Origin of the sequence: Hoyosella levis, from assembly GCF_026008515.1 — a bacterium.
In the GTDB taxonomy this organism is placed as follows: Bacteria; Actinomycetota; Actinomycetes; order Mycobacteriales; family Mycobacteriaceae; genus Lolliginicoccus; species Lolliginicoccus levis.
The window spans coordinates 140,686-166,175 of the sequence record NZ_BQYM01000003.1; the positions used below are offsets into that span (position 1 = coordinate 140,686).

A 25,490-nucleotide genomic window follows, 5' to 3' on the forward strand; every position below is an offset into this window, starting at 1 on the left:
GAGAGTGCCTGACAACCGCCAGTTCTCCAACCAGGTCCCCGCGGAGACGCGCTCCCTCCTCCCCCGCCGATCAGGCGTTCCCTGGTGGGGAGCGATCGCTATCGCAGTGGGCTTCACCATCGTAGGCGTCGTGCTCGATGCGCTGCGCGGCGACGAGCTCACACTGGTGTTCAGCGCGTTCTATTTCCTCGGATGCGTCGCTGCCGTCGTCCTCGTGCAGCAGCGCGCGCTGTTCACCGCAATGGCCCAGCCTCCGCTGATCCTGTTCGCGGCAGTGCCGCTCGCCTACCAGGTGATCGTGCCGGAGAGCCCTGGCGGCCTGCGCACGCGCATCTTCGACCTCGTGATCCCGCTGGTCTCCCGGTTCCCGCTCATGCTGCTCGCGGCGGCGGTAGTCGTGGTGATCGGAGGGGTCCGGATGTTCCTCCTTCACAGCGCGCCCCAGCAACCGCGACGCGTCCAGCGGCCCGGCACGGGATCGCCCCGCACAGGCGCTGCGAGGCAGCATGGCGTGCGTTCGGGCACGAACCCGGGAGGGACCTATGGACCCGCTGCACCGCGCTCGCCGCAGCGGGATCCGCGCGGCGAAGGTCCCGGCGGATATGGACGGCGCACTAGCGATCCGCGCACGCAATAAAGCACGATCGAGGATCAGCTGGACAGGCTCGGCTACTAGCGCACGAATCGGCGCCTCGCCGGGTCATGGTGCCCAGCGGGCCCGAGGATCGGGTCTAGCTGTTGCGGCGCGCGGTACGTAGCTCTCGCGGCAACGAGAAGACCAGCGTCTCGTTCGCCGTCGTCACTGGCTGCACCGTGGCGAAGCCATGCTCGGCGAGGTACTCGATGACACCCTCGACGAGAATCTCGGGAACCGACGCGCCCGAGGTGATACCGACCGTCTCGACGCCGTCGAGCCAGGTCGGGTCGATCTCCTTGGCGTAGTCAACAAGGTAGCTCGACCGAGCACCGGCATCGAGAGCGACCTCCACCAGCCGAACCGAGTTCGAGGAGTTGCGCGAGCCCACCACGATGACAAGATCGCACTCCGGCGCCATCGCCTTGACCGCTACCTGGCGGTTCTGCGTCGCGTAGCAGATATCGTCGCTCGGCGGATCCTGAAGGGTGGGAAACTTCTCCCGCAGGCGTCGCACCGTCTCCATCGTCTCGTCGACGCTCAACGTCGTCTGGGACAGCCACACGACCCGGTTCTCGTCGCGAACCGTGATCTCATCGACGGCATGCGGGCCGTCAACGAGCTGCACGTGGTCCGGGGCCTCCCCGGAAGTGCCCTCGACCTCTTCGTGCCCGGCATGGCCGATCAGCAGGATGTCATAGTCATCGCGGGCGAACCGCTTGGCCTCCTGATGCACCTTGGTGACCAGCGGGCATGTCGCATCGATCGCATGCAGGTTGCGGTCCTTTGCACCGACATGCACGGTCGGGGCGACACCGTGGGCCGAGAAGACCACGATGGCCCCCTCGGGCACCTCGTCGACCTCCTCCACGAAGACCACGCCGCGCTCCGATAGCGTCTCCACCACGTGCTTGTTGTGCACGATCTGCTTGCGCACATACACAGGGGCGCCAAACTTGGCCAGCGATTGCTCCACGGTCTCCACCGCGCGATCAACCCCAGCGCAGTAGCCGCGGGGCTCCGCGAGCAGGATCCGCTTGCCCTGCCCGGGGGCAGCGGCGTTGCTGACGGACCCGGGAATTCCCATGTTCACTGCCGACGACATGCCTCCAGGGTACGGTGCGCCCGCAAGTTCCCGCGACACGTCGGAGTGGATCTGCTAGAGAACACGGCGGCGATAGGGCACGCTGGAAGCATGAGACGCCCTCCTTTCGCCGCACGAGTCATGGCTGGCATCGCCGTCACGCTGGTCGAGGAAACTCGACGACTACCCAGCACTGCCGCGACCTTCCCGATGACCGCGGTGAGCCAGGTGCTGCAAACCTCGATGCGGATGCAGCAAAAGATGACGGAGCTGGCCATCAAGGGTGATCAAGCTTTCGTCTGGCTCTACCCGCCACAGGATGAGCCTGACTGGGCGACGTTCGACGAGGACCGCGACAGCGTGAGCACCGTGGCACGGCCCTCCAGCTCGCCCGCGCCCAAGGCAGTTTCCGCATCGGCTGCCTCCGCGGCGTCGAGCGGGCGGTTCGCGCTCTACTCCGCCCCGGTGAGCCCGGACAAGGCCGTGCAACCACCTCGCCGGGCAGCTGTCTCGGCCTCGAGCCGAGCGATCAGCGTGGCGCTCGAGAACGATGTCTTTGTTCCCGCGATCGCCGCGCGCATCGCCTACGACACCCTCACGCTCGCGCAGCTCCGCGCGCGGCTGCGCAAGCTCTCCCGCGACGAGCTCTCGGAGCTGCTGCGCTATGAGGAGCAGAAGTTCCAGCGCGCCCCGTTCCAGACGATGCTGGCCAACCGGATCACCACGGTCTCGGGCAACTAGGAGGACCACGCGCCCGGAGCGGCACGCGGACAACTGGCGCCTACCACCGGCTCGCAAGACCACCGGCGTCTACCACCGGGGCACGCGGGATCGCGCGTATCCAGGAAATGTCGGGGGCGGCTTGTACTGTCGTCCGGGTGAGTTCCCCAGCACAACCCAGCGGCGGCCCCCCGGCAAGCACTACCGCCGGCAATGCCGCAGGCCCAGCGAGCAGCGCGGAGGAGCCGTGGCCAGTCCGGGTTGTCTCCACCAAGATCAAGCAGTGGATCGATCGGCTCGGCGGGGTGTGGGTCGAGGGGCAGATCACGCAGCTCAGCCGCCGCCCCGGAACCCGGACGTCGTTCTTGACGCTGCGTGATCCTTCAGCGGATGTGTCACTGCAGGTCACATGCTCGCCACGACTGCTCTCGGAATCCCCGGTGGAGCTGGTGGAGGGCACGCGGGTCGTGGTGTGGGGCAAGCCATCGTTCTACGTGGGACGCGGCACCTTCTCGCTGCAGGTGACCGAGATCCGACCTGTCGGTATCGGCGAGCTGCTGGCCCGCATCGAGCGACTGAAGGCACTGCTGCAGGCCGAGGGATTGTTCGATCCGCGGCTGAAGCGCCCGCTCCCCTTCCTGCCAAACCGCATCGGGCTCATCACGGGACGAGCGAGCGCCGCGGAGCGCGACGTGGTGTCGGTCGGCGAGCGGCGCTGGCCGGAGGTGCGGTTCGAGATCCGCAACACCGCGGTGCAGGGAGCTGGCGCTGTCGCGCAGATCGTGGAGGCATTGCGGGAGCTCGACGCGCATCCCGAGGTTGATGTGATCATCATCGCGCGCGGCGGCGGGAGCGTCGAGGACTTGCTTCCCTTCTCCGACGAAGCATTGTGCCGCGCCATCGCTAGTGCCACCACTCCGGTGGTGTCCGCGATCGGGCACGAGCCGGACAGTCCCGTGAGCGACCACGTCGCTGACGTGCGGGCCGCGACACCCACTGACGCGGCCAAGCGGGCTGTCCCGGATGTGGTGGCGGAGCGCCAGCTCGTGCGGGAACTGCGGGACCGTTGCGTATCGGCCTTGCGCACCTGGGTAGTGCGCGAGGAACGCCTGCTCGAGCAGCTGCGGACACGTCCGGTCCTCGCTACCCCGATGGTGATGGTCGACCAGCACCGCGAGGACATCGTCCTCCACCGCGAGCGCGCGCGCCGGGAGCTTTCCCGGGCCGTGGATGTCGCGAGCTCGGAGATCTCGCATGTGCGCGCCCGGCTCGCCGCGCTCGGCCCCGCTGCGACGCTCGCGCGGGGCTACGCGGTGGTGCAGGAGGTTCCCGCGGAGGGACCGGCACGGGTGGTCACCTCGGTTGCGCAGGCCACCGAAGGCACAGAGATGCGGGTACGCGTCACCGATGGCGTGTTCCGAGCCACCTCCCGCGGCTCCGAGTAGCCAGAGCAACCTCCGAACCGACAACGAAAGGTCCCCAGATCATGTCGCAGGCAGAGCAGATCACTCCTGAGCAGATCCAGTCGCGCCCCGCTACCGCCACGCTGGGCTACGAGCGGGCCCGCGATGAGCTCGTCGACATCGTTCGTGTCCTCGAGCAGGGCGGTCTCGATCTTGATACCTCGATCACCCTGTGGGAGCGGGGCGAGCAGCTCGCGGACCGGTGCGAGGAGCATTTGTCCGGCGCGCGCAATCGCATCGAGACCGCTATCGCGGCGCGCGGCGGCGCCGAGGACGGCGAGGACACCGCCGGGGAGGACTGATTCTCGCTGCAAAGACCGCTACCAGCGGCTACGCGGGCGAGACCGGAGCCGCGGTCCATCGGAGCCACAGCCTCAGTGGAGCCGCAAACGCGATAGAAACCGTCGGAATCCCAGGTCGATTTCTATCGCGTTTGACCGTATCCCGTGCTTTTGTCCCCGCGCGGCCGCCAACGACGCCAACGACGCCAAGCCCGTCACGCCAAGGCCGCCAACGACGCCAAGGCCGCCAACCCAGAACCCGCTAGTCGAGTGGCTGGGCAGCCATGATGCGCTCGGCCATGGTGGTGAACTGCGCCTCGGTAGTGCTGCCGGTCATGGCGATGCGCACGTCGTCGAGGTCGGCGAGCCAGATGGGCTCGCCGTTCCCAGCGCGGTAGAGCGTCCAGGTGGTGCCGTCGACCGTCTCGCTGCCGATGACGTCGTTGAAGTCGCCATAGTGGTATTCCACGAGTCGCTGGGCACTGATGCCGGACTGGCTGTAGCGCAGGTAGAGGTTGTTCTCGGTGACGTAGCCGATCCAGGTGACGATGCCGCCGCCGTCCTCCTCGAGCTCGACGCGCTGCCCGGAGTTGGGCTGCCACGCCGAGGGCGCGTCGGGGATGCGGATGGGAAAGTCCACGACGGTAGCGTCGTATTCGAGCGCCAGTGTCTCGTCGATGCTGCCCACGGGTGCCGGGTCGGGGTTGCTCCACAGCCCGGACATCCCAGCAATGAGCGCGATGAGGATGACGAGCGGGATCATCGTGAGGAGCATGTCACGCTGGTTCTGCAGGATCCTGGGTTTGTTCGACGCCACGGGGCCAGTATTCCAAACTTCCGGCCGGGAACCCGCATCGCAGCGCCAGGCACCTCGCCACAGCAGGGTGACCTCGGCCGTGCTCGGGGCGCCCCGAGCCGCGACATGTTGCGCCTGCCGCCCACCTGGGGTGGGTTTCTCTGGAAGAATGCCAACGAGCACATCCTGACGCTGTCGGCTCGTCGCTGCTTCGGGCGCCGGGCCCGGCGACAAACCTGAGGGAGGCACCTCGTCCATGACGACCAATTCCGGTGGCACATCCACCCCTGATCCTTTGCTGAACCCCAAGCCCGACCGCAACCTCGCCCTCGAGCTGGTGCGGGTGACCGAGGCGGGCGCGATGGCCGCGGGCCGGTGGGTTGGCCGTGGCGCGAAGGAAGGCGGGGATGGCGCTGCGGTGGACGCGATGCGCCAGCTCGTGAGCACGGTGACGATGCGCGGCACGGTGGTCATCGGGGAGGGCGAGAAGGACGAGGCCCCGATGCTGTACAACGGCGAGGAGGTCGGCAACGGCGACGGTCCCGAGGTGGATGTCGCTGTCGATCCGATCGATGGCACGACCTTGATGGCGAAGGGCAAGCCGAACGCGATCTCCGTGCTCGCGGTCGCCGAGCGTGGCGCGATGTTCGATCCGTCGGCGGTGTTCTACATGGAGAAGATCGCGGTGGGCCCGGACGCGGCGGACGTGATCGATATCAATGATCCGGTGAAGGCGAACATCCAGCGGGTCGCGAAGGCGCACAAGTCCAGCGTGGGCGATGTGGTGGTGTGCATCCTCGATCGTCCCCGGCACGCGAAGCTGATCCAGGAGGTCCGGGAGACCGGGGCACGGATCCGGTTGATCTCGGATGGCGATGTGGCGGGCGCGATCGCGACGGCGCGGCCCGATTCCGGCACGGACATGCTGATGGGCATCGGTGGCACCCCGGAGGGCATCATCGCCGCCGCGGCGATGCGATGCCTCGGTGGCACCCTGGTGGGCCGGCTGGCGCCGAAGGACGACGAGGAGCGCCAGAAGGCCCTTGATCGCGGCTACGACCTCGACCAGGTACTGCTGACGGACGATCTCGTCTCGGGCGACAACGTGTTCTTCGTGGCGACCGGGATCACTGATGGTGACCTGCTGCGCGGTGTTCGCTACCGTGCCGGCGGCGCGACGACCCAGTCGATCGTGATGCGCTCGAAGTCGGGAACGGTGCGAATGATCGAGGCCTACCATCGCCTGACGAAGCTGAAGTCGTACTCGAGCATTGATTTCGAAGGTGACGGCTCGGCTTTCCCGCCGTTGCCGTGATCATCCGCGGCAGGTCGCGGCTCCCCTGGTGCCGCGTACCTTGCCGCCGCTCCCTGGCAGGGGCAGCAGTATTGTGCACGAAGAGCAAGGCCTGACAGACAAGTCGATCTTCCCGGAGGAACCGTGGCTGAACAGCAGTACCGCATCGAGCGCGACACCATGGGAGAGGTGCAAGTCCCCGTTGACGCGTTGTGGCGCGCGCAGACTCAGCGCGCGGTGGAGAACTTCCCCATCAGTGGCCGTGGCCTCGAGCGCACGCAGATCCGCGCGATGGGCCTGCTGAAGGCCGCGTGCGCCAAGGTGAACAAGGATCTCGGGCTGATCCCGGCCGAGCAAGCGGACGCGATCATCGCGGCGGCCAACGAGATCGCCGAGGGCAAGCACGATGACCAGTTCCCGATCGATGTGTTCCAGACCGGCTCGGGCACGAGCTCGAACATGAACAGCAACGAGGTGATCGCGTCGATCGCCGCGCAGAACGGCGTCACCGTCCATCCGAACGATCATGTGAACATGTCGCAGTCGTCGAACGATACGTTCCCCACTGCGACGCATCTCGCGGCTACCGAGGCCGCTGTGAAGACGCTGATCCCTGCGCTCGAGCACCTGCAGAAGGCATTGCAGGCGAAGTCGGTCGAGTGGAAGAACGTAGTGAAGTCCGGCCGCACGCACCTGATGGACGCGGTGCCGGTGACGCTGGGCCAGGAGTTCGGTGGCTACGCCCGGCAGATCGAGGCTGGCATCGAGCGCGTCAAGGCGACGCTCCCCCGGCTTGGCGAGCTGCCGATCGGCGGCACGGCGGTGGGCAGCGGCCTGAACGCTCCGGACAAGTTCGGCGCGAAGGTCGTCAAGGAGCTGAAGAAGTCCACGGGCTTGTCGGAGCTGCGCGAGGCCGCTGATCACTTCGAGGCACAGGCTGCCCGCGATGGCCTGGTCGAGGCATCCGGCGCGCTGAAGACGATCGCGGTGTCGCTGACGAAGATCGCCAACGACATCCGCTGGATGGGCTCCGGGCCGCTGACTGGCCTCGGCGAGCTCCAGCTGCCGGACCTGCAGCCGGGCTCGTCGATCATGCCGGGCAAGGTCAATCCGGTGCTCCCGGAGGCCGTGACGCAGGTCGGCGCGCAGATCATTGGCAATGACGCCGCGGTCACGTGGGGCGGCGGCAATGGCGCGTTCGAGCTCAATGTCTACATCCCGATGATGGCGCGCAACGTGCTGGAATCGTTCACGCTGCTCTCCAACGTGTCGCGGATCTTCGCGGACCGCTGCGTGGCGGGCCTCGTGGCCAACACCGAGCACCTCAAGGAGCTCGCGGAGTCCTCGCCGTCGATCGTGACGCCGCTCAACAGCGCGATCGGCTACGAGGAGGCTGCCGCGGTCGCGAAGGAAGCCCTGAAGGAGAAGAAGACGATCCGGCAGGCGGTGATCGACCGCGGCCTGGTGCCGGAGAAGCTGTCGGAGGCCGAGCTCGACAAGCGGCTCGATGTGCTGGCCATGGCGAAGGTCAAGTAAGCACGGCGCGTTGCTCCTGGCTGCCCGGCAGTGGACCTGGTCCGCTGCCGGGCAGTTGCCTGCCGGGAGTCTTGTTGATGCCCAAACGGTCTCGTCTGCGTTGCGGTCTGATTGAGCCGCGCGGAACGAGCGCGGTGACGTGCTACCAATGCTGGAGTGGTCGTGTCAGCGCGACCAGCAGTAGCGCAGAGCGTGGACAACGATTGGAGCGGCCAATGCTGGATGCATTCCTCGATGGGGGATTCGACCTGCTCGGCATCGTGGGTGGCGATGCCCTGAACGAGGTGTTCGGCGAGATCTTCGGGGAGGTCTCGACCGGGATGCTCGACACGATCCTCGGCACCCTGACTGAATCGGGCAGCCTTGACCAGCTCGACACGATGTCGTTCGGCGAGGCACCCACCGATGATCTGGGCACCGAGGCCCCGCTGGAGCAGGGCGAGGACCTGACCAGCGAGGAGTGACCCGCGAATGCCGCAGGGGATCTGCCCAGCGGCATGCAGCGACGATGCGACGGACGGCCCCGGGATGATCCCGGGGCCGTCCGTTGCTTCCCAAGGACGTCGTGCGTCAGCTCTCCAGCATCTCGGTCACCAGGGCCGCGATGGGCGAGCGCTCGCTGCGCGTCAGGGTGATGTGCGCGAACAGCGGATGCCCCTTGAGCTTCTCGATGACCGCCGCGACCCCGTCGAACCGGCCCACGCGGAGGTTATCGCGCTGGGCGACATCATGGGTGAGCACGACCCGCGACCCGGTGCCGAGCCGGGAGAGAACGGTGAGCAGCACGTTGCGCTCGAGGGATTGCGCCTCGTCGACGATGACGAACGAATCGTGCAGGCTTCGTCCACGGATGTGGGTGAGCGGCAGGACCTCGAGCATGCCGCGGGAGAGCACTTCCTCGATCACGTTCGGGCTGGCGAGGCCCTCGAGCGTGTCGAACACGGCCTGTGCCCACGGCCCCATCTTCTCGCTCTCGCTGCCCGGCAGGTATCCGAGGTCCTGACCTCCGACGGCGTACAGGGGCCGGAACACCACGATCTTGCGGTGGTTGCCATGCTCGAGGACGGATTCGAGGCCGGCGCACAGGGCGAGCGCTGACTTGCCGGTGCCGGCGCGGCCGCCGAGGGAGACGATGCCGACGCTGTCATCGAGGAGGATGTCGAGGGCGATGCGCTGCTCGGCCGACCTGCCGTGCAGGCCGAACGCCTCGCGGTCGCCGCGCACGAGCTTGACGGTCTTGTCAGCGGTGACGCGGCCCAGCGCGCTCGAGTGCGCGGAGAGCAGCCGGAGCCCGGTGTGGCAGGGCAGCTCGCGGGCCTCGTCGAGCTCGATCTCCCCGGTGCTGAACAGCGTGTCGATGGTGGTGCGGTCGACGGAGACCTCGGTCATACCGGTCCAGCCGGAGATCACGACGTCATGCGCGTGGTACTCGTCGGCGCGCAGGCCCACGGCTCCGGCCTTGACGCGCAGCGGGATGTCCTTGCTGACGAGCACCACGTCCTGTCCCTCCGCGGCGAGGTTGAGGGCGCACGCGAGGATGCGGGAGTCGTTGGTGCCGGTGCGGAAACCCGTGGGCAGGACCTCGGGGTCGATGTGATTGAGCTCGACGCGGAGGGTGCCGCCCTGGGTGCCGACGGGCACGGGGCTGTCGAGCCGGCCATGCTCGGTGCGGAGGTCCTCGAGGGTGCGGAGGGATTCCCGGGCGAACCAGCCGAGCTCGGGGTGGTGCCGCTTCGCCTCGAGCTCGCCGATGACGACGAGGGGCAGGACGATGTGGTGCTCGTCGAACCGCGCGAGCGCCCTCGGGTCGGACAGCAGGACCGACGTGTCGAGGACATATGTGCGGACGGAACGTGGGGTGTTCGTCACGGTCACGGGCGCTCCTTGGCCCACGCGCACCACTGTGGGCGGTCTCGCTGCGGCCGGGATGGTCCCATGCGCCGGGTCGGGTGCCGACCCTTTCATGATGACGGTCAGGGCTTCCCGGGTAGGCACGTGATGTGGTCTACACCGGCGACGCTACCGGTCGCTCGCTCTCGCGGTGACGGCATGACGGTAAACGTTGGGTGAACCGTTACGAAAGGCGGCGAGACCTGGTGAGACTGCTGTTCACCTATGGTTTCGCCGCCTCTCGCGAGTGCTTGTCAGCCGATCAGGCGCCAATCCTCGAGGCCCTCGTACAGCGGGAGCTCCTTCGCCAGCGCGGAGACCTCGCCACGCAGCTGATCCACGTCCGCGGCACCGGTGAGGGCGCGGGCGATGATGTCAGCGACCTTGCTGAACTCTGCATCGCCGAATCCGCGAGTGGCGAGCGCGGCGGTGCCGATGCGCAGGCCGGAGGTGACCATCGGAGGCCGCGGGTCGAACGGGACGGCATTGCGGTTGACGGTGATGCCTGCCTCGTGGAGGAGATCCTCGGCCTGCTGGCCGTCGAGCGCGGAATCACGCAGGTCCACGAGCACGAGGTGCACATCGGTGCCGCCGGTGAGAACGGTGATCCCCTTGGCCGCGACGTCGCTGTGGGTGAGCCGCTCGGCGATGATCCGGGCCCCGGAGAGGGTGCGCTGCTGGCGCTGCGCGAACTCCTCGGTAGCCGCGATCTTGAACGCGACGGCCTTCGCGGCGATCGCATGCATCAATGGGCCGCCCTGCTGCCCGGGGAACACCGCCGAGTTGATGGGCTTCTGCCACTCCTTGGTGCCCATGATCAGTCCCGAGCGGGGGCCGCCGAGCGTCTTGTGGACGGTGGTGGAGACGATGTCGGCGTGCGGCACGGGCGAGGGGTGCAGGCCCGCGGCGACAAGACCGGCGAAGTGGGCCATGTCCACCCACAGCTTCGCGCCGACCTCGTCAGCGATGGCGCGGAACGCGGCGAAGTCCTGCTGCCTCGGGTACGCCGACCAGCCGGCGACGATGACCTCGGGGCGGAACTCGAGCGCCTTCGCGCGGATCGCGTCCATGTCCACGCGGAACGTCGTGGGATCGACGCCGTAGAAGCCGACCTCGTAGAGCTTGCCGGAGAAGTTGAGGCGCATGCCGTGGGTGAGGTGGCCGCCGTGGGCGAGGTCGAGGCCCATCAGCCGCTCGCCCGGCTTCATCAGCGCGTGCAGCACCGCGGCGTTGGCCTGCGCGCCAGCATGGGGCTGCACATTGGCGAACTCGGCGCCGAACAGGGCCTTGGCGCGGTCCCGGGCGAGGTTCTCGACGACATCGACATGCTCGCAGCCACCGTAGTAGCGGCGCCCCGGGTAGCCCTCGGCGTACTTGTTGGTCAAGACCGAGCCCTGCGCCTGCAGCACCGCGCGGGGCACGAAGTTCTCCGAGGCGATCATCTCGAGGGTGTCGCGCTGCCTCGCGAGCTCACCGGCCATCGCCGCCGCGACGTCGGGATCGACCTCAGCGAGCGAAGCGGTGAAGCTCGAAGCGCCAACGGGTGCAGCAGTCATCAGTGAATCTCCTGGGTTTTTCGTTCGAGGCGACGTCGATCGCGCGAAGCCTGCCCAAGTGTACGGAACTTCGCAGTCCCGGTGAAACCCGCCACGAGCGACCCACGAGGGAGGGCTCAGCGCCCGGACTGGTCGAGATCGGCTCGCAATGCGCCCGGCAGCAGCGGCTCGTCGAGCAATCGGGCGAAGCGCTCCCCCGTCGCCGGATCCCCGCGGCCAGTGGTGCTCGCGGCATCGAGGCGCAGCCAGTCGCGCAGCAACTGGTAGCCCTCCACGTAGGTGCTCACGTACGCCCGCCACAGCGGGGAGGTGAGGAACCGCAGGGTCTGGCGGGAGCGCTGCGGCGTGATGAGCAGCCAGCGCTGCAGGAAGGCCGCCACCTCGTCGATGTGCTCGTGCCGGTCGTGGAGCATGATCGCCGCGTCCTGCCGGACCGCTAGCAGCCCGGAGGCCGCCGTCGCGATGCGTTGCGCCCGCTCGCCGTCGAACCGGATGCCGAGGTCGGCGTAGATGTCCTGCGCCCAGGATCCCCACTGCTCCCCCGCTGCCGCGTGCAGCGCGAGGTCCGCGAGCCCCTCGGCCATGAGGCATTGCGGGGTGTTGACGAGGAAGAGGGCCTGCTCGGCCTGCCCTTGCTCGACGAGCGCGATGTCCTTGTGGCAGTGCTCGGTGTGGTGGCCGGGGTAGGCCTCATGGGCGATCAGGTGCGGCAGGGAGGACGTGTGCTGCCGCAGGTCCGCGTTGATAGCGACGGTGGAGCGGAAGCCACCCTCGTAGTAGTTGAAGCCCGACCAGGGCTTGTCGGTGACGACGTCGAACACGACCTGCTCGCCGGTGGGAAGGCCGAACCTGGTCCGCACGATATCGCGCAGCGCGCTCGATAAGGCCGCCACGCATTCATCGAGCCGCTCGGGCGGGATCTCCTCGCTGGCCCGGTGGGCGCGCATCCGCTCGGCAAGATCACCCTCGCCCGGGAGCAGGTCGTCGAGCTCGCGATGGGCCTGGCGGTACCGATCTGGGTCACCGAGCCCGATCTCGACATCGAAGTAGTCGCGGACCTCATCGATGAAGCCCACCTCCTCGCCCGCGAGCTTGCGCCCGGAGCATTCGAGCGCGCGCAGGTGCATGGAGATGAACTCCCGCCGTTGCGGCGGCAGGTCGCTCTGGTCGATGTCGGCGCGCAGGCGCTGGGCCTCGGCAGCGAGCCGGGCTGGCTGCGGCGAGGGCTCGTCGAGGACCTCTCGCCGCAGCGCGGGATCGCCGGTGTAGGCGTCGACGAATCCTTCCTCGATCCGGTCGAACCGCAGCCCGAGCCGCAAGTAGTCGTAGACGAGTCCTTCCGTGGGCGCCGTGCTGTCCATGACCGTCCACGATATCGGCAACCCGGCGTGGCAGCCGAGGTACTGGATCCGGAGCGCGTCGCAGGGTCTAGGATCTGCCTGTAGGGCCGCGTGGGCAGGGCATCGGGCCAAGCACGAGGAGTTGACGATCAGTTCGAACATCGGTGAGCGCACGGAATCCAGGTCCGGCGCCCGGCACTACGCCAGCGAGGGGGCTTGTCGATGAGCGAGCCGAGCCCGTATGTGGCGTTCACCCGCGACCAATGGAGAGGGCTGCGCAGGTCGCAGCCGATGGTGCTGACCGAGGATGAGCTGCGTGGACTGCGCGGGCTCGGCGAGCAGATCGATCTCGCGGAGGTCGAGGAGGTCTACCTGCCGCTGTCCCGGCTGATCCACCTGCAGGTGGCCGCCCGGCAGCGCCTCTTCGCAGCGACCGCGACATTCCTCGGCGAGGCGCACCCTGACCAGCAAGTACCGTTCGTGATCGGGGTCGCGGGCAGCGTAGCGGTGGGCAAATCGACAACGGCCCGCGTGCTACAGGCGCTGCTCGCGCGCTGGGAGAACCATCCCCGGGTGGATCTGGTCACCACCGATGGGTTCCTGCACTCGACGAAGGAGCTGCAGCGGCGCGGTATCATGCATCGCAAGGGGTTCCCGGATAGCTATGACCGGCGAGCGCTGCTGCGCTTCGTCACGGAGGTCAAGTCGGGCGCGCCGGAGGTTTCCGCGCCGGTGTACTCGCACCATGCGTATGACATCGTCGCCGGTGCAAGGCACGTGGTGCGCCAGCCCGACATCCTGATCATCGAGGGCCTCAACGTCTTGCAGACGGGCCCGACGCTGATGGTCTCGGACCTGTTCGATTTCTCCATCTACGTCGATGCGCGCATCGAGGACATCGAGGATTGGTACATCCAGCGGTTCCTGACGCTGCGCAAGACGGCCTTCGCCGATCCGCGCTCGCACTTCCACCACTACTCGTCATTGTCGGACGAGGATGCCCGCGCCAAGGCTTCCGAGATCTGGGCGTCGATCAACTATCCGAACCTGGTGGAGAACATCCTGCCGACACGGCCCCGGGCGACGCTGGTGCTGCGCAAGGACAACAATCACCGGATCAACAGGCTGCGGCTGCGCAAGCTCTGAGCGGGTGAGCGCTGCTGGTCAGCGGCCGAACCGCCGATGGCGGGCGCCGTAGTCCCGCAGTGCCCGGAGGAAGTCGACGCGCCGGAACTCCGGCCAGTATGCCTCGGTGAACCAGATCTCGGAGTAGGCGCTCTGCCACAGGAGGAACCCGGAGAGCCGTTGCTCGCCGGAGGTGCGGATGACGAGGTCGGGGTCGGGCTGCCCGGAGGTATAGAGGTGGTCGGCGATGCCTTCGACGGTGATGGACTCGATGAGCTCGTCGCCATGCTTGCCATTGGAGATGGCGCGGGCGAGGAGCGCCCGGACCGCGTCGGAGATCTCCTGGCGCCCTCCGTAGCCGACAGCGACGTTGACGTGGGTGCCGGTGCGTCCGCGAGTCCGCCGCGCTGCTTCCTGGAGCCTCGTGGCAGCGGCCTCGGGCAGGAGCTCCATGGCGCCGACGACGCGGACGCGCCAGTTCTTGCCGGGCCCGGAGATCTCCTCGACGACATCGGTGATGATCTCGAGGAGCGCGGCGAGCTCGTCGGGGTCGCGGTGGAGGTTCTCGGTGGAGAGCAGGTAGATCGTGGTGAGGCCAACCCCGGCCTCGTCGCACCATTCGAGCATCTCGGCGATCTTGCGCGCGCCCATGCGGTAGCCGTGGCTGACGTCGGTGAATCCTGCCGCGCGTGCCCATCGCCGGTTTCCGTCGCAGAGGACGGCGATGTGCTTGGGCCGCTGCATGCCTTCGAGCTTCCGGAGTAGGCGCTGCTCATAGAGCCGGTACACCGTTGTGGACGGTTGCTTCACGATTCGATCACCACGGTGAGGTAGCCTACGCCGCTTGCTCGGCGGCATTGGGCGACTCGGTGGGGGGATAATGAAATGGCACAAAGCCAAGCGCGCTTCGCCATAATCTACACTGGCGTAACCTACGCTACCGTAAGTAGCGTTCCTGCCCGGTTGCCCAGCCCAAGGAGGCAATGGTTCCCATGTCATCGATCGTCGAGGCGCTCAAGCCGCTCAAGCCTCGCATGCGCGGGTGGATACACCTCTATGCCTTCGGCATATCGATCGTCACCGGCATCACGCTCGTCTCCGTGGTCGGGGCGCAGGAGGGCTCGCGCGCGCTGCTCGCCGTGTCGATCTACAGCGTCACTATCTCGGGACTGTTCGGCGTGAGCGCGCTCTATCACCGCGTCACCTGGAAGACCCCGGCCAAGCGCATCTGGATGAAGCGTGCCGATCACTCGATGATCTTCCTGTTCATCGCGGGCAGCTACACGCCCTTCTGCATGCTCGCGCTGCCCGAGGACACCGGGCGGATCATCCTCATCGTGGTGTGGGCCGGGGCGCTCGCTGGAGTTGCCCTGAAGATGCTATGGCCCACCTCGCCCGTATGGCTGGGCGTGCCGCTCTACATCCTCCTGGGCTGGGCAGTCGCTTTTGTCATTCCCGACCTGGTCGCCGAGGCCGGCTGGGTGCCCCTGGTGCTGCTCGCCGTGGGCGGCGTGTTCTATAGCGTGGGCGCGGTGCTCTACGCCACCAAGTGGCCGAATCCATGGCCAGCGACATTCGGCCACCACGAGTTCTTCCACGCTGCCACCGTCATCGCCGCGCTCAGCCACTACATCGCGATCTGGATGGTCTCCCTCAGCTAGCCATTCCCGGATCAGCCCTCGATCGCGCGCACCGCGCGGATGATCGTGGCCATCGCCTCGTCGAGCATCCCGGCGAGGCGATCGCTGTATCCAGCCTCGGCCCAGTGGCGGATCGCAGCCACGAGACCCGCGACCACCATGGCGGCGATCATCCGGGTCCGTAGCCCTTCATTGCCAGCCGCGCTGCCGCCTTCCCCGCGCGCGGCGAGCGCGGAGTGGACCAGCGACTCGAACTCGGCCATCTGGAGGGTCATGGCGGCATGGACGCTGTCCTCGTCGAGCATCAGGCGCAGCCGCCGCGCGATGTCGTCGACCTCGCCGCTCTCCCACCCCGCCATGATGGAGGCCATGCCGACGCGCATGGTCTCGAGCGCCTCGACGACTGTACCGGGCGCCGCCGCGAGGAACGCGAGGAGCTGGGGGTCATAGTCGTCGTGGAGGACGAGTTGCTCCTTGGTGCCGAAGTAGCGGTACACGGAGCTCGGCGAGGTCTCGGCAGCACGGGCGATCTGCTCGATGGTGACATTCTGGTAGCCCTGCTCCTCGAAGAGGTCGAGCGCGGCATGCTGGATGCGGCGCATGGCGTCGGCCTTCTTGCGCTGGCGCAGCCCGGGCCGGGACTCGCTGTGCGTGGTGGGGCTCATGCCACCATGCTAGCCATTTCTGAAAGTCACTTGCAGGTTTGCGGTGGACTGCGATATATTTCTGGTAGTCACTGTCAGTTGACAGTCACTGACGATTTGCGCCCCCACCAGGAGCCACCATGACGCTCGCCATCGACGCGACCGCGCTCACCAAGGACTTCGGCCGCTTCACCGCCCTCGCCGGGCTGGACCTGCAGGTCGACACCGGATCCATCCACGGCTTCCTCGGCCCCAACGGCGCCGGGAAATCCACCACCATCCGCATCCTCCTCGGACTCATGCGCCGCACCGGCGGCAAGGTCGCCGTCCTCGGCCACGACCCCGCCACCCACGCTCTCGATATCCACCGCCGCACCGCTTACGTGCCCGGCGATGTGGCCTTCTGGCCCAGCCTCACCGGCGGCGAAACGCTCGAGGTGCTCGCTCGCGCCAACCCCGGCACCAGCACCCGCAAGCGCGACGAGCTCATTGACCGGTTCCGCCTCGACCCCCGCAAGCGGATTCGCAGCTACTCCAAGGGGAACCGGCAGAAGATCGCGCTGATCTCCGCGTTCTCCGCCAGCCCGGACCTGCTCGTGCTCGACGAGCCCACTACCGGCCTCGATCCACTCATGCACGCCGAGTACGCGCACTGCGTCACCGCCGCGGCCGAGCAAGGCGCCACAGTGCTGCTCTCGAGCCATATCCTCAGCGAGGTCGACCAGCTCTGCGACACCACCACGATCATCCGCGACGGTCGAACCGTGCAGACCGGATCGCTGTCCGAGCTGCGCGGGGTGGCCCGTTCCCACGTGATCGCCCGCACTCGCACCAGGCCCGGCCTCGACGATGCAGACGGCATCGCGAACCTCGCGATCACCACCGACGACGGCAACCACCGCGCCGAGTTCGACATCTCGGCCCCCGGGCTGCCCGCTGCCATCAGCCGCCTCGATACCGCCGACCTCCTCGAGCTCTCCTGCACGCCCCCCACCCTCGAGGATCTCTTCCGCAGCTACTACACGACCTCCACCGGGAGCACCCGATGACCGGCACCGCGACCCTCGTCCGGCTGCTCCTGCGCCTCGACCGGACACGCATGGCCATCTGGCTCGTGGCGCTGCCCGCCCTCGTCTGGCTCGGCGCCCGCTCCATCGCCGCCCTCTACCCCACCGCCGCCGAGCGTGCCGCCTACGCCCGCACCAACGGCCAGATCACCGCCCAGATCGCGATGAGCGGCCCGCCGCGCGGCCTCGAGACCATCGGCGGCATCACGGTCTACGAGGCCGGATGGCTCGCCAGCATCGCCCTCGCCGCCAGCGCGATACTGCTCGCGATCCGCGCCACCCGCGCCCACGAGGATTCCGGGGCCTGGGAGCTCATCCTCGCCGGACGCATCGGCCCGCGCGCCCCGCTCGCGGCAAGCGCCATCCTTGTCACCGCCAACCAGCTAGCGCTCGGCGCCGCGATCGTCCTTGCCCTCGTCGCAGCGGGCGCTGATCGCACCGGATCCCTGGCCTTCGGCGCCACCGCCGCCACGATCGGCATCATCTTCGGCATGCTCGCGCTGCTCGCCGCCCAGGTGGCCAGCAATGCCACGACGGCACGGAAGCTCGCGCTCGGATTCCTCGGCATCTCTTTCGCCCTCCGTGCGGTCCACGACACCACCGAGGTGCCCCTCGGCTGGGCGTCACCGCTGAGCTGGGCACAAGCCAGCGAGCCCTTCGAGGGCAATAACCCTGCACCGCTCGCCGGAACGCTCGCCGCCGCGGCGCTGATCCTGCTGCTCGCGCTCGTCGTCAACGCGCGCCGCGACCTCGGGCAAGGGCTGCTTGGCGCCCGTCCCGGCCCGGCGAGCGCGGGCCCCCTGCTGCGGACGCTTCCCGGCCTGCAGCTGCGGCTCGCGCGCGGCACCATCATCGCCTGGGCGTTCGCTGCCGCCATCACGCTCGGCGCGTTCGGCTCGATCGTGCCCGGCATCGACAGCATCGCCGCTTCCTCCGAAGGCACCGCCGAGGTCATGGCTGCCTACGGGGAGCAGTCCTTCACCGACGCGTTCCTGGCGTTCAGCCTTCTTGTCCTCAGCATCCTCGCCGCCGGCAGTGCCACGGCCGTGGCGCTGCGCCTGCATGCCGACGAGCGAGCGGGACGGCTCCCTGCCCTCGTCATGGCGCCGCAACCCAGGCACCGCATCCTCGCGCACTACGCGCTCCCCTCGATCCTGGCCGCGCTGCTCACCTGCCTCCTCGGCGGCGCTGCTCTCGCGATCGGCGCGGGCGCCAGCGGGAAGGACTGGTCAGCCACTGGATCCATCATCACCGGCGCCCTGGTCCAGGCGGCACCGGCGCTCGTGCTCGGAACGATCGCGCTCGCCCTCGCCGCCTCCGTTCCCCGCCTCGCGGGCATTGCCTGGCTCGCCTACGCCGCGGCCGCGACCGTCGCGATCCTCGGGCCCGTGCTGCGCCTCCCCCAATGGGCGCGCGACCTCACGCCCTTCGCCCACGTTGCCGAGTACCCCACCTCGAGCTTTCCCTGGGCCCTGATCGCCCTCGCCATAGTGCTGCTGCTCGCCGCCGCGATGGGCCTCGCGCGCCGCGATATCGCAGGATGATCCGGAAGCACTGCGGGGGCGCTGTGGTGCCGGCCACCGAGGTGACGAAACCGCGATCCTGCGTTATGGTCGTGGTCATGTCCTCTGTCAGGTCGTATTGGCGCTTTACACCGGCTCCGGGTGGAGCTGGTGGTCGATTCACGCGCTGACGATCACTGTTCATCCGGAGCCCAAGCCGCAGGCATGACCGCCTGCTGGCTTTCAGTCCGCTATCCGGCGGGCACCGGGAGAGCATTCCACGTGTGGCCGCCTGAGCATCAACGAAAGGCCCACGATGTCACTCTCCATCGGCGACGATGTCCAGCGCACCGGCCAGCCCGGCGCCACCGCCTCCACCAGTGACGTGCATGTCCGCTCGATCTCGCCGTTGCCGAGCCCGCGCGAGATCCTCGAGGAGATGCCCCTCGGTGACAAGCGCGCGAGCCTCGTCGCCTCCACGCGGGACGAGGTCCGTGCGATTCTCGACGGCACGGATGACCGCCTCGTGGTCGTCACCGGCCCCTGCTCGGTGCATGACACCGAGGCCGCTCTCGACTACGCGCAACGGCTCGCACCGATCGCCCATGCCCACCGCGATGAGCTGCGCATCGTCATGCGCATGTACTTCGAGAAGCCCCGCACCACCGTCGGATGGAAGGGCTTGATCAACGACCCCGGCATGGACGAGACGTACGACATCCCGCGCGGTCTGCGGCTCGCCCGCTCCGTCCTGCTCGGTGTGCTCGACACGGGCCTGCCCGTCGGCTGCGAGTTCCTCGAGCCGACCAGCCCCCAGTACATCGCGGACACCGTCACCTGGGGCGCGATCGGGGCCCGCACCACCGAGAGCCAGGTGCATCGCCAGCTCGCCTCGGGCGTCTCGATGCCCATCGGCTTCAAGAACGCCACCGACGGCAACGTGCAGGTAGCTATCGACGGCTGCCGGGCCGCGGGATCCGCGCAGGTCTTCTTCGGCTCCGATGTCGATGGCAAGGCAGCCCTGGTCTCGACGACTGGCAACCCCGATACGCATGTCATCCTGCGCGGCGGGCGCGGTGGCCCTAACTACTACGAAGCAGACATCGAGGCGGCCGCTGCGCTGCTCGGGAAGGCGGGACTTCCGGGCGCGGTGATGGTCGATGCGAGCCATGCCAACTCCGGCAAGAGCCACGTCCAGCAGGCCGAGGTAGCGCGTGAGGTCGCCACGATGGTCGCGTCCGGCAACCAGGGCATCTCCGGAGTGATGCTGGAGAGCTTCCTCGTGGCAGGCCGCCAGGAGCCAGGCCCGGGCGCGCTCGTGTACGGGCAATCGGTGACCGATGCCTGCATGGACCTCGGCACCACCGAGAGCCTCCTCGAGGAGCTCGCCCAGGCGGTGATCAGCCGTCGGCAGCAGTGAGCAGCGCTGCGAGCGCGTCACTGTCGCCCACGGGCGCCTGGCACATCGTGCCCCGGCACACGTAGGCCGCTGGCTGGCCGTCAATGGGAGGACGGTCGGCCAGCGGCGGCGTGGTGCCGGCTTCGGCAGCAACCACGATGGCACCGCCTGGTGATTTCTTCCGGGCGGCCGCGAGCAAGCCACCATCCCCGCCCGCCGTCGTGCTGATCGCTATCTCGATGGGCCCATGCACGGCAGCTTCCGCCACCGCGAACCAGTGCCCCGCCGAGCGTGGCGCCCGCTGGATCGGCAGCACCGCCCGCGCCAAGGACGCTTCCGCATGCTCCCGGTACCGGATAGCCTTCTCGGGCTCCGCGATCACCGCGAGCGAGAGCAATGCCTCGGTGATCGTCGACGCCCCAGATGGGGTGGCCCCGTCCAGCGGATCTCGGGGGCGCGCGAGCAGGGCCTCGGCATCGTCAGCGGTATCGAACCAGCTTCCCGGCGCATCCGGATCAGCAAAGTGCAGGAGCGCGATGTCAGCAAGCTCCTCCGCGCGCGCCCGCCAGTGATCCTCGCCGGTGGCCTGGTAGAGCGCGAGCAAAGCCACGGCCAGCGCGCCATGATCGTCAAGGACCGCGGCGGCGTCTCCGACCGAGCCGCCCAGCGAGGCACGGCGTAGCCGCCCCTCCACCACGTGGGTCGCCAGCAAGTACTCGGCAGCCACGCGGGCCTGCTGGACATAGTCCGGCTCGTCGAGCGCCAGGCCAGCCTCAACGAGCGCGGTGATAGCGAGCCCGTTCCATGCGGTGACGACCTTGTCATCGCGCTCCGGCTGGGGACGCTGGTCCCGCGCGGCGCGCAAGGTGGCACGGACCCTAGCGAAGCGCTCCTCGTCATCGGGATCCCCGGGCAGCTGCAGCACGCTCTGCGCGCCCTCGAACGTGCCCGTGCTGCCGACCGCGAACAGGCTTGCCGCCCACAATCCGTCCTCGAGGCCGAGGACGTCCATCAATTCCTGCGACGTCCACGCGTACGTCAGGCCCTCCACGCCTTCGGTGTCGGCATCGAAGGCGGAGGCGAATCCCCCTTCTGGGGTGCGCAGGTCCTTCAGGAGGAAGCCCGCGGTCTCCCGCGCCACCCGCGCGGCGAGCGGATCGCCCGTGCAGCGCGCGAGGTGCGCATAGAACCGCAGCAGCAGGGCGTTGTCGTAGAGCATCTTCTCGAAGTGCGGCACCACCCAGTCAGCATCGACCGCATACCGGGAGAACCCGCCCGCGAGCTGGTCATAGATCCCGCCACGTGCCATGCCTGCGGCAGCGCGCCCGATCGTTGGCAGACCGTCCCCGGTGCGCTCGTAGTGGCGCAGCAGGCCCTCGAGAACCGCGGAGGGCGGGAACTTCGGCGCGCCCCCGAACCCGCCGCGGGTGGTGTCCTCATCGGCAATGATCGCGGCCGCGGCCGCGTCGAGCATCGCGGCATCGGGTAGTCGCTCGCCCGTCGGCAGGGCGGCCGCGTTCTCGCGCAGGGCCGCGGTCACCGAGCCTGCCGCGCGGTGCACATCGTCTCGGCGGTCCCGCCAGGTGCCCGAGATCGCGGAGAGCACCTGCGGGAACGTCGGCATGCTGCCGCGCGGCCGCGCCGGGAAGTAGGTGCCGCAGTAGAACGGCTCGCCCCCAGGGGTGAGGAAGCACGTCATGGGCCAGCCACCCTGGCCGGTCATGGCGACGGTGGCGTTCATGTAGATCGCATCAAGATCGGGGCGTTCCTCCCGGTCCACCTTGATGCACACGAAATCGCGATTCATCTGGGCCGCGATCAGCTCGTCCTCGAAAGATTCGTGCGCCATCACATGGCACCAGTGGCAGGAGGCATAGCCGATCGACAACAGGATCGGCACGTCACGCTCGCGCGCCCACTCCAGAGCATCGCTGGACCATTCCTGCCAATGCACCGGGTTGCTGGCATGCTGGCGCAAGTACGGGCTCGACGCCCGGCCGAGCATATTGCGCGCCCGCTCCTGCTCCCCGGCGTTGCTCACTGTGGCTGGTCCGTTTCCACGGCAGAACGATCGGTACCCTCGTCGACAGCTTGGTCGGGCTCGGGATGGTCCCGCTCGAACGTCTCGGGCAGTTTCGCCAGATGCTTGTTCATCGACCGGATCAGCAGGAACAACCCGACCCCGAGCAGCAGGATGATGGCCGCCGCTACTGGCGGTGCCTTGCCGAACTCGGGTCCAGTTGTCTCGACACCGTTCTGCGCGAGAAAAGTGGCACCCTCGGCCAGCGCCCAGCTACCCCAGGCCGCGACTTCAGGAATGTGGGTGGCCACGATCAGTCCTGCTCCTTCGCATCATCGTCGGCAACGAGGCCGGCGAACAGATCAGTCTCCGGGATGGCGGTGCGGATCCTCGTCCGAGCAAGCTCGAACTCCTCGGTCGGCCACAGCCGCTGCTGCATCTCCAGCGGCACCACGAAGAACGGGCCATTCGGATCCACCTGCGTCGCATGGGCACGCAGCGCGTCATCGCGGAAGGGGAAGTAATCGCCACAGGTGATCTGTGTGGTCACGCGGCCCATGATGTCGCCCTGCCGGGGCTTCCAGTTCTCCAGCCACTCGGTATACGGGCTCTCGAGGCCTTGGGCGAGGAAATCATCGTGGAACAGTTGCATGCGGTCGCGGAGGAAGCCATGCACGTAATAGATCTTCGACGGCTCCCAGGGCTCGCCCGCCTCGGGGAACCGGGCTAGATCGCCCGCCGCCTCGAACGCCTCCATCGACACCTTGTGGCACATGATGTGATCGGGATGCGGATAGCCACCATTCTCGTCATAGGTGATCATCACGTGCGGCTTGAACTCCCGGACCACCCGCACCAGCGCCTCGGTAGCCACCTCCAGCGGCACCACCGCGAACGCATCATCCGGCAGCGGCGGCAACGGATCGCCCTGCGGCAAGCCCGAATCCATGAACCCCAGCCAGCGATGCTGAACGCCCAGGATCTTCGCGGCCTGCGCCATCTCCTCCTGCCGCACCTCATTGATGCGCTCGAGCACGCCCGGGATATCCATCGCAGGGTTGAGCACATCGCCCCGCTCGCCACCCGTCAAGGTGACGACCATGACGTCATGGCCCTCCTTGGCATAGCGGGCCATCGTCGCCGCACCCTTGCTCGCCTCATCATCAGGGTGCGCGTGTACCGCCATGAGCCTCAAACCGGCCACGAAATCTCCTCCGCATCTCCCCCGCGCGACCCCTGGGCCGCCTGGTTGCGCCCACGTCTAGCCTGCCGCGCAGTCTCACGATTCCGCATGAGCGGCACTACGGCAACTCACGCGCAGCTCGCGCGCCACGCTCCATAAGAGGATACGTGTGGGCACCGACGCTTTGCCACGGCGCATCGCCCAGCGCACCGGGCACCGACCGCGGGGCGGGTGGCATCATGGGAGGCCAGCACCGCATCCACCACCCCAGCACGACCAACGGGAAGCACTGCATTGACCAGCACCCAGCATGACCAGCCCCCGCGATACCCCGAAGCAGCGGCGCCCGGGCGAACCAGGCGCTCCCTCGTGATCGCCCTCGGAGTGCTCTTTGCCATTGGGATCGGCGCGATCGCCTACCTCGGCTACCGTCCGATCACGTCCACGCCCATCGAGGCCGAGGCGCTCGGCTACGAGGTCATCGACGATCGCACCATCGCGCTGCGGTTCAAGGTGGTTCGCGATGAGCCCGGCGCGGACGTGGTGTGCATCGTGCGCTCCCGGTCCCGCGACGGATCCGAGACCGGGCGGCGGGAAGTCCTCGTGCCCGGCTCCACAAGCAGCGCCGTCGAGGTCAGGACGACCATCATCACCTCCAAGCCGCCGGGGATGGCCGAGGTCTACGGCTGCGGCGCAGCCGTCCCGGCGTACCTCGAGCCCCAGGAGGGCTAGTCGGGCTGCAGGTGGGCGGGAGCTCTAGGTGTCGAGGGCTGTAGGTGTCGAGGGCTCTAGGAGTCGGCGCTCGGCGGGGCGATCGCAAATCTGCTAGCCAATGTCTCATGACACGCCGCGACACGCGCCCGGGAACGTGACATCAGCTAGCGGATGTTGAGGCACGCCGCTGAGGCACGCGCTCCGCATCCCCACGCTCCGGGGCTGCGCGCTCCGCAACACCACCACCTCCCTGCCCGCACAGGCGCGTGGCCCCGCCCGTGGTCGCACGGACGGGGCCACGAAGCAGGGCTCAGGACTCGAGAGATCCGGACTCCACCTCGGCGGTAGTGATGTCCGGGACGATCAACGCGCCCGGAGTGCAGGTGACGAGCACTCCGCCAACCAGGTCAGTGGCACCGAGCAGCACGAGCATGGCGCTACCATCCGCGTCGGCGGTGCCGCCGAACACCTGCGGCGGCACGGTCACGCACTCGGCCTCGGGCTGGGCGCCGGAGACCGAGACGATGATGATCGGTCCGAGTTCCATCGCGGTGGCCCCGAACTCGGTCTGGGCCGAGGCCATCCCCGAGGCCGCGAGCATCATCGGAACGGTGGCGACAGCGGCGATTCCCGCGCGCACGACATTTCGCATGGATCGTTCTCCCTTGATCAGGAACGGACAGTGACGGGCGTCACTGACGACCAGAATGCTTGATTGCGTACGCTTCCGTAGCTGTTTCCGCTCGAAACGCCCTGGGGCGAAAGCCGATCGCATCAATCCGACAGATCCGGCATATGCTGCGGAACGACCCCGATCGAGCGATGACGGGCAGGCATTCGGCAAGCCGCGGTTCGGGTTTCATTAGACCGTTGTTCATGCGAACGACGTGTATCCTGTATGGGCACGGCCCTGAGTGGGGCCGTGTACGCGCATGTGGGAGCACTTGTTCCCAATGGCATGGCGACCGTGGATGGTTCCCGGTCCGCCCGGCTTGGGCTCGGTGCCACGCGCACCAGCCACAGTATAAAGGAGTGATCGACAATGACCGACACGAAGGCGAGCTGGCTCACCCAGGAGTCGTACGACAAGCTCGATCGTGAACTCCAGGCGCTCATCGCTAATCGACCCGTGATCGCCGCGGAGATCAACGCGCGACGCGAGGAAGGCGACCTTCGGGAGAATGGCGGATACCACGCTGCCCGCGAGGAGCAGGGGCAGCAGGAAGCCCGGATCCGCCAGCTGCAGGAACTGCTCAACAACGCCAAGGTCGGTCAGGCGCCCAAGCAGTCCGGCGTTGCTCTTCCCGGATCCGTCGTCACGGTCTACTACGGCGGCGACGAATCAGATACCGAGACGTTCCTCATCGCGACCCGCGAGGAGAGCACGGCGACGGATGAGCTCGAGACCTACTCCCCCAGCTCCCCCCTTGGCTCGGCATTGATCGACGCCAAGGTCGGTGAGACGAAGGAGTACAAGCTGCCGAACGGCAAGATCATGACCGTGACCCTCACCAAGGCAGAGCCCTATCACGGCTGACACCAGCTATTTCGGCAAGGGCCCCCAGCGAGACACTGCTGGGGGCCCTTCCGTTTTGCTCCAGC

25 protein-coding genes are annotated in these 25,490 nt (G+C 67.9%); 14 read left to right on the forward strand and 11 right to left on the reverse strand.

Going from position 1 to position 25,490, the window contains the following annotated elements; translation table 11 throughout:
* Nucleotides 1-4: 4 nt before the first annotated feature.
* Complete coding sequence (locus tag QC765_RS04670) at nucleotides 5-637, forward strand: DUF6542 domain-containing protein (protein WP_278313261.1); 633 nt, start codon at nucleotides 5-7, stop codon at nucleotides 635-637.
* A 94-nt stretch (nucleotides 638-731) separates the two neighbouring features.
* Here QC765_RS04670 and QC765_RS04675 read toward each other — a convergent pair whose 3' ends face one another.
* Nucleotides 732-1,739, reverse strand: a complete 1,008-nt coding sequence (locus QC765_RS04675) for a 4-hydroxy-3-methylbut-2-enyl diphosphate reductase (RefSeq protein WP_278313262.1) — start codon at nucleotides 1,737-1,739, stop codon at nucleotides 732-734.
* Between the two features lie 90 nt (nucleotides 1,740-1,829).
* On the opposite strand from QC765_RS04675, the gene QC765_RS04680 reads away from it, so the two are divergent.
* The 3 genes from QC765_RS04680 to QC765_RS04690 all read left to right on the forward strand — a co-directional run bounded on the left by QC765_RS04680 (nucleotide 1,830) and on the right by QC765_RS04690 (nucleotide 4,203).
* Nucleotides 1,830-2,459 (forward strand): lipid droplet-associated protein, encoded by a 630-nt coding sequence (locus QC765_RS04680; protein WP_278313263.1) that lies wholly within the window; start codon nucleotides 1,830-1,832, stop codon nucleotides 2,457-2,459.
* A 137-nt stretch (nucleotides 2,460-2,596) separates the two neighbouring features.
* A complete protein-coding gene (gene xseA / locus QC765_RS04685) occupies nucleotides 2,597-3,883 on the forward strand; it encodes an exodeoxyribonuclease VII large subunit (protein WP_278313264.1) in 1,287 nt (428 codons plus the stop codon).
* A gap of 41 nt (nucleotides 3,884-3,924) precedes the next feature.
* A complete protein-coding gene (locus QC765_RS04690) occupies nucleotides 3,925-4,203 on the forward strand; it encodes an exodeoxyribonuclease VII small subunit (protein WP_278313265.1) in 279 nt (92 codons plus the stop codon).
* Nucleotides 4,204-4,444: 241 nt separating this feature from the next.
* Here the strand turns inward: QC765_RS04690 and QC765_RS04695 are convergent, their stop codons facing one another.
* Nucleotides 4,445-4,999 (reverse strand): DUF4245 domain-containing protein, encoded by a 555-nt coding sequence (locus QC765_RS04695; RefSeq protein ID WP_278313266.1) that lies wholly within the window; start codon nucleotides 4,997-4,999, stop codon nucleotides 4,445-4,447.
* 235 nt (nucleotides 5,000-5,234) lie between these two features.
* Here QC765_RS04695 and glpX point away from each other — a divergent pair, with 235 nt between their 5' ends.
* The 3 genes from glpX (at nucleotide 5,235) to QC765_RS04710 (ending at nucleotide 8,272) form a co-directional block, all read left to right on the forward strand.
* The gene (glpX, locus tag QC765_RS04700; protein ID WP_278313267.1) at nucleotides 5,235-6,293 is read left to right on the forward strand and encodes a class II fructose-bisphosphatase; all 1,059 of its coding nucleotides are present in this window, start codon (nucleotides 5,235-5,237) and stop codon (nucleotides 6,291-6,293) included.
* A gap of 123 nt (nucleotides 6,294-6,416) precedes the next feature.
* Nucleotides 6,417-7,808 (forward strand): class II fumarate hydratase, encoded by a 1,392-nt coding sequence (locus tag QC765_RS04705; protein WP_278313268.1) that lies wholly within the window; start codon nucleotides 6,417-6,419, stop codon nucleotides 7,806-7,808.
* Between the two features lie 215 nt (nucleotides 7,809-8,023).
* A complete protein-coding gene (locus tag QC765_RS04710) occupies nucleotides 8,024-8,272 on the forward strand; it encodes a hypothetical protein (RefSeq protein WP_278313269.1) in 249 nt (82 codons plus the stop codon).
* Between the two features lie 106 nt (nucleotides 8,273-8,378).
* Here QC765_RS04710 and phoH2 read toward each other — a convergent pair whose 3' ends face one another.
* The 3 genes from phoH2 to QC765_RS04725 all read right to left on the reverse strand — a co-directional run bounded on the left by phoH2 (nucleotide 8,379) and on the right by QC765_RS04725 (nucleotide 12,615).
* Nucleotides 8,379-9,683, reverse strand: coding sequence for an RNA 5'-3' helicase PhoH2 (gene phoH2, locus QC765_RS04715; protein WP_278313270.1), 1,305 nt, complete (start codon nucleotides 9,681-9,683; stop codon nucleotides 8,379-8,381).
* 269 nt (nucleotides 9,684-9,952) lie between these two features.
* The gene (glyA, locus tag QC765_RS04720) at nucleotides 9,953-11,254 is read right to left on the reverse strand and encodes a serine hydroxymethyltransferase (protein WP_278313271.1); all 1,302 of its coding nucleotides are present in this window, start codon (nucleotides 11,252-11,254) and stop codon (nucleotides 9,953-9,955) included.
* A 116-nt stretch (nucleotides 11,255-11,370) separates the two neighbouring features.
* On the reverse strand, nucleotides 11,371-12,615 hold the full coding sequence (locus QC765_RS04725) for a DUF885 domain-containing protein (protein ID WP_278313272.1): 1,245 nt from the start codon (nucleotides 12,613-12,615) through the stop codon (nucleotides 11,371-11,373).
* A 201-nt stretch (nucleotides 12,616-12,816) separates the two neighbouring features.
* On the opposite strand from QC765_RS04725, the gene coaA reads away from it, so the two are divergent.
* Complete coding sequence (gene coaA, locus QC765_RS04730; protein ID WP_278313273.1) at nucleotides 12,817-13,740, forward strand: type I pantothenate kinase; 924 nt, start codon at nucleotides 12,817-12,819, stop codon at nucleotides 13,738-13,740.
* A gap of 18 nt (nucleotides 13,741-13,758) precedes the next feature.
* Here coaA and QC765_RS04735 read toward each other — a convergent pair whose 3' ends face one another.
* Nucleotides 13,759-14,529 carry an isoprenyl transferase gene (locus QC765_RS04735; protein ID WP_278313274.1) on the reverse strand — a complete coding sequence of 257 codons (771 nt, stop codon included), beginning with the start codon at nucleotides 14,527-14,529 and terminating at the stop codon, nucleotides 13,759-13,761.
* 182 nt (nucleotides 14,530-14,711) lie between these two features.
* Here QC765_RS04735 and trhA point away from each other — a divergent pair, with 182 nt between their 5' ends.
* Nucleotides 14,712-15,380 (forward strand): PAQR family membrane homeostasis protein TrhA, encoded by a 669-nt coding sequence (gene trhA / locus QC765_RS04740; RefSeq protein ID WP_373876677.1) that lies wholly within the window; start codon nucleotides 14,712-14,714, stop codon nucleotides 15,378-15,380.
* An 11-nt stretch (nucleotides 15,381-15,391) separates the two neighbouring features.
* Here the strand turns inward: trhA and QC765_RS04745 are convergent, their stop codons facing one another.
* Entirely contained in the window at nucleotides 15,392-16,024 is a 633-nt protein-coding gene (locus QC765_RS04745; RefSeq protein ID WP_278313276.1) for a TetR/AcrR family transcriptional regulator, read from the reverse strand.
* A gap of 119 nt (nucleotides 16,025-16,143) precedes the next feature.
* Here QC765_RS04745 and QC765_RS04750 point away from each other — a divergent pair, with 119 nt between their 5' ends.
* The 3 genes from QC765_RS04750 (at nucleotide 16,144) to QC765_RS04760 (ending at nucleotide 19,992) form a co-directional block, all read left to right on the forward strand.
* Entirely contained in the window at nucleotides 16,144-17,052 is a 909-nt protein-coding gene (locus tag QC765_RS04750; protein WP_278313277.1) for an ABC transporter ATP-binding protein, read from the forward strand.
* Complete coding sequence (locus QC765_RS04755) at nucleotides 17,049-18,614, forward strand: ABC transporter permease (protein WP_278313278.1); 1,566 nt, start codon at nucleotides 17,049-17,051, stop codon at nucleotides 18,612-18,614. Before QC765_RS04750 ends, QC765_RS04755 begins: the two co-directional genes overlap by 4 nt.
* A 274-nt stretch (nucleotides 18,615-18,888) precedes the next feature.
* Nucleotides 18,889-19,992 (forward strand): 3-deoxy-7-phosphoheptulonate synthase, encoded by a 1,104-nt coding sequence (locus QC765_RS04760; RefSeq protein WP_278313279.1) that lies wholly within the window; start codon nucleotides 18,889-18,891, stop codon nucleotides 19,990-19,992.
* Here the strand turns inward: QC765_RS04760 and QC765_RS04765 are convergent.
* From QC765_RS04765 to mca, 3 genes are read right to left on the reverse strand one after another with little or no spacing between them, the layout of a single operon-like run.
* Nucleotides 19,973-21,976 (reverse strand): thioredoxin domain-containing protein, encoded by a 2,004-nt coding sequence (locus QC765_RS04765; protein ID WP_278313393.1) that lies wholly within the window; start codon nucleotides 21,974-21,976, stop codon nucleotides 19,973-19,975. The two genes, QC765_RS04760 and QC765_RS04765, sit on opposite strands and share 20 nt — an antisense overlap.
* Before the next feature lie 32 nt (nucleotides 21,977-22,008).
* A complete protein-coding gene (locus QC765_RS04770; protein ID WP_278313394.1) occupies nucleotides 22,009-22,257 on the reverse strand; it encodes a hypothetical protein in 249 nt (82 codons plus the stop codon).
* Between the two features lie 47 nt (nucleotides 22,258-22,304).
* A complete protein-coding gene (gene mca, locus QC765_RS04775; RefSeq protein ID WP_278313395.1) occupies nucleotides 22,305-23,177 on the reverse strand; it encodes a mycothiol conjugate amidase Mca in 873 nt (290 codons plus the stop codon).
* A 291-nt stretch (nucleotides 23,178-23,468) separates the two neighbouring features.
* Between mca and QC765_RS04780 the strand changes: the two genes are divergently transcribed.
* Nucleotides 23,469-23,906: a DUF4307 domain-containing protein gene (locus QC765_RS04780; protein WP_278313280.1), complete on the forward strand. Its 438-nt coding sequence runs from the start codon at nucleotides 23,469-23,471 to the stop codon at nucleotides 23,904-23,906.
* A gap of 292 nt (nucleotides 23,907-24,198) precedes the next feature.
* Here the strand turns inward: QC765_RS04780 and QC765_RS04785 are convergent, their stop codons facing one another.
* A complete protein-coding gene (locus tag QC765_RS04785; RefSeq protein ID WP_278313281.1) occupies nucleotides 24,199-24,540 on the reverse strand; it encodes a hypothetical protein in 342 nt (113 codons plus the stop codon).
* Between the two features lie 390 nt (nucleotides 24,541-24,930).
* Between QC765_RS04785 and greA the strand changes: the two genes are divergently transcribed.
* The gene (greA, locus tag QC765_RS04790) at nucleotides 24,931-25,425 is read left to right on the forward strand and encodes a transcription elongation factor GreA (protein ID WP_278313282.1); all 495 of its coding nucleotides are present in this window, start codon (nucleotides 24,931-24,933) and stop codon (nucleotides 25,423-25,425) included.
* Nucleotides 25,426-25,490: the final 65 nt, after the last annotated feature.

Coding starts and splice junctions, on each gene's coding strand:
- QC765_RS04675 (WP_278313262.1), bottom strand. CDS start 1,739: ATGTCGTCGGCAGTGAACATGGGAATTCCCGGGTCCGTCAGCAACGCC.
- QC765_RS04680 (WP_278313263.1), top strand. CDS start 1,830: ATGAGACGCCCTCCTTTCGCCGCACGAGTCATGGCTGGCATCGCCGTC.
- QC765_RS04690 (WP_278313265.1), top strand. CDS start 3,925: ATGTCGCAGGCAGAGCAGATCACTCCTGAGCAGATCCAGTCGCGCCCC.
- glpX (WP_278313267.1), top strand. CDS start 5,235: ATGACGACCAATTCCGGTGGCACATCCACCCCTGATCCTTTGCTGAAC.
- QC765_RS04710 (WP_278313269.1), top strand. CDS start 8,024: ATGCTGGATGCATTCCTCGATGGGGGATTCGACCTGCTCGGCATCGTG.
- glyA (WP_278313271.1), bottom strand. CDS start 11,254: ATGACTGCTGCACCCGTTGGCGCTTCGAGCTTCACCGCTTCGCTCGCT.
- QC765_RS04725 (WP_278313272.1), bottom strand. CDS start 12,615: ATGGACAGCACGGCGCCCACGGAAGGACTCGTCTACGACTACTTGCGG.
- coaA (WP_278313273.1), top strand. CDS start 12,817: ATGAGCGAGCCGAGCCCGTATGTGGCGTTCACCCGCGACCAATGGAGA.
- trhA (WP_373876677.1), top strand. CDS start 14,712: ATGTCATCGATCGTCGAGGCGCTCAAGCCGCTCAAGCCTCGCATGCGC.
- QC765_RS04745 (WP_278313276.1), bottom strand. CDS start 16,024: ATGAGCCCCACCACGCACAGCGAGTCCCGGCCCGGGCTGCGCCAGCGC.
- QC765_RS04750 (WP_278313277.1), top strand. CDS start 16,144: ATGACGCTCGCCATCGACGCGACCGCGCTCACCAAGGACTTCGGCCGC.
- QC765_RS04755 (WP_278313278.1), top strand. CDS start 17,049: ATGACCGGCACCGCGACCCTCGTCCGGCTGCTCCTGCGCCTCGACCGG.
- QC765_RS04760 (WP_278313279.1), top strand. CDS start 18,889: ATGTCACTCTCCATCGGCGACGATGTCCAGCGCACCGGCCAGCCCGGC.
- QC765_RS04765 (WP_278313393.1), bottom strand. CDS start 21,976: ATGCTCGGCCGGGCGTCGAGCCCGTACTTGCGCCAGCATGCCAGCAAC.
- mca (WP_278313395.1), bottom strand. CDS start 23,177: ATGGCGGTACACGCGCACCCTGATGATGAGGCGAGCAAGGGTGCGGCG.
- QC765_RS04785 (WP_278313281.1), bottom strand. CDS start 24,540: ATGCGAAATGTCGTGCGCGCGGGAATCGCCGCTGTCGCCACCGTTCCG.
- greA (WP_278313282.1), top strand. CDS start 24,931: ATGACCGACACGAAGGCGAGCTGGCTCACCCAGGAGTCGTACGACAAG.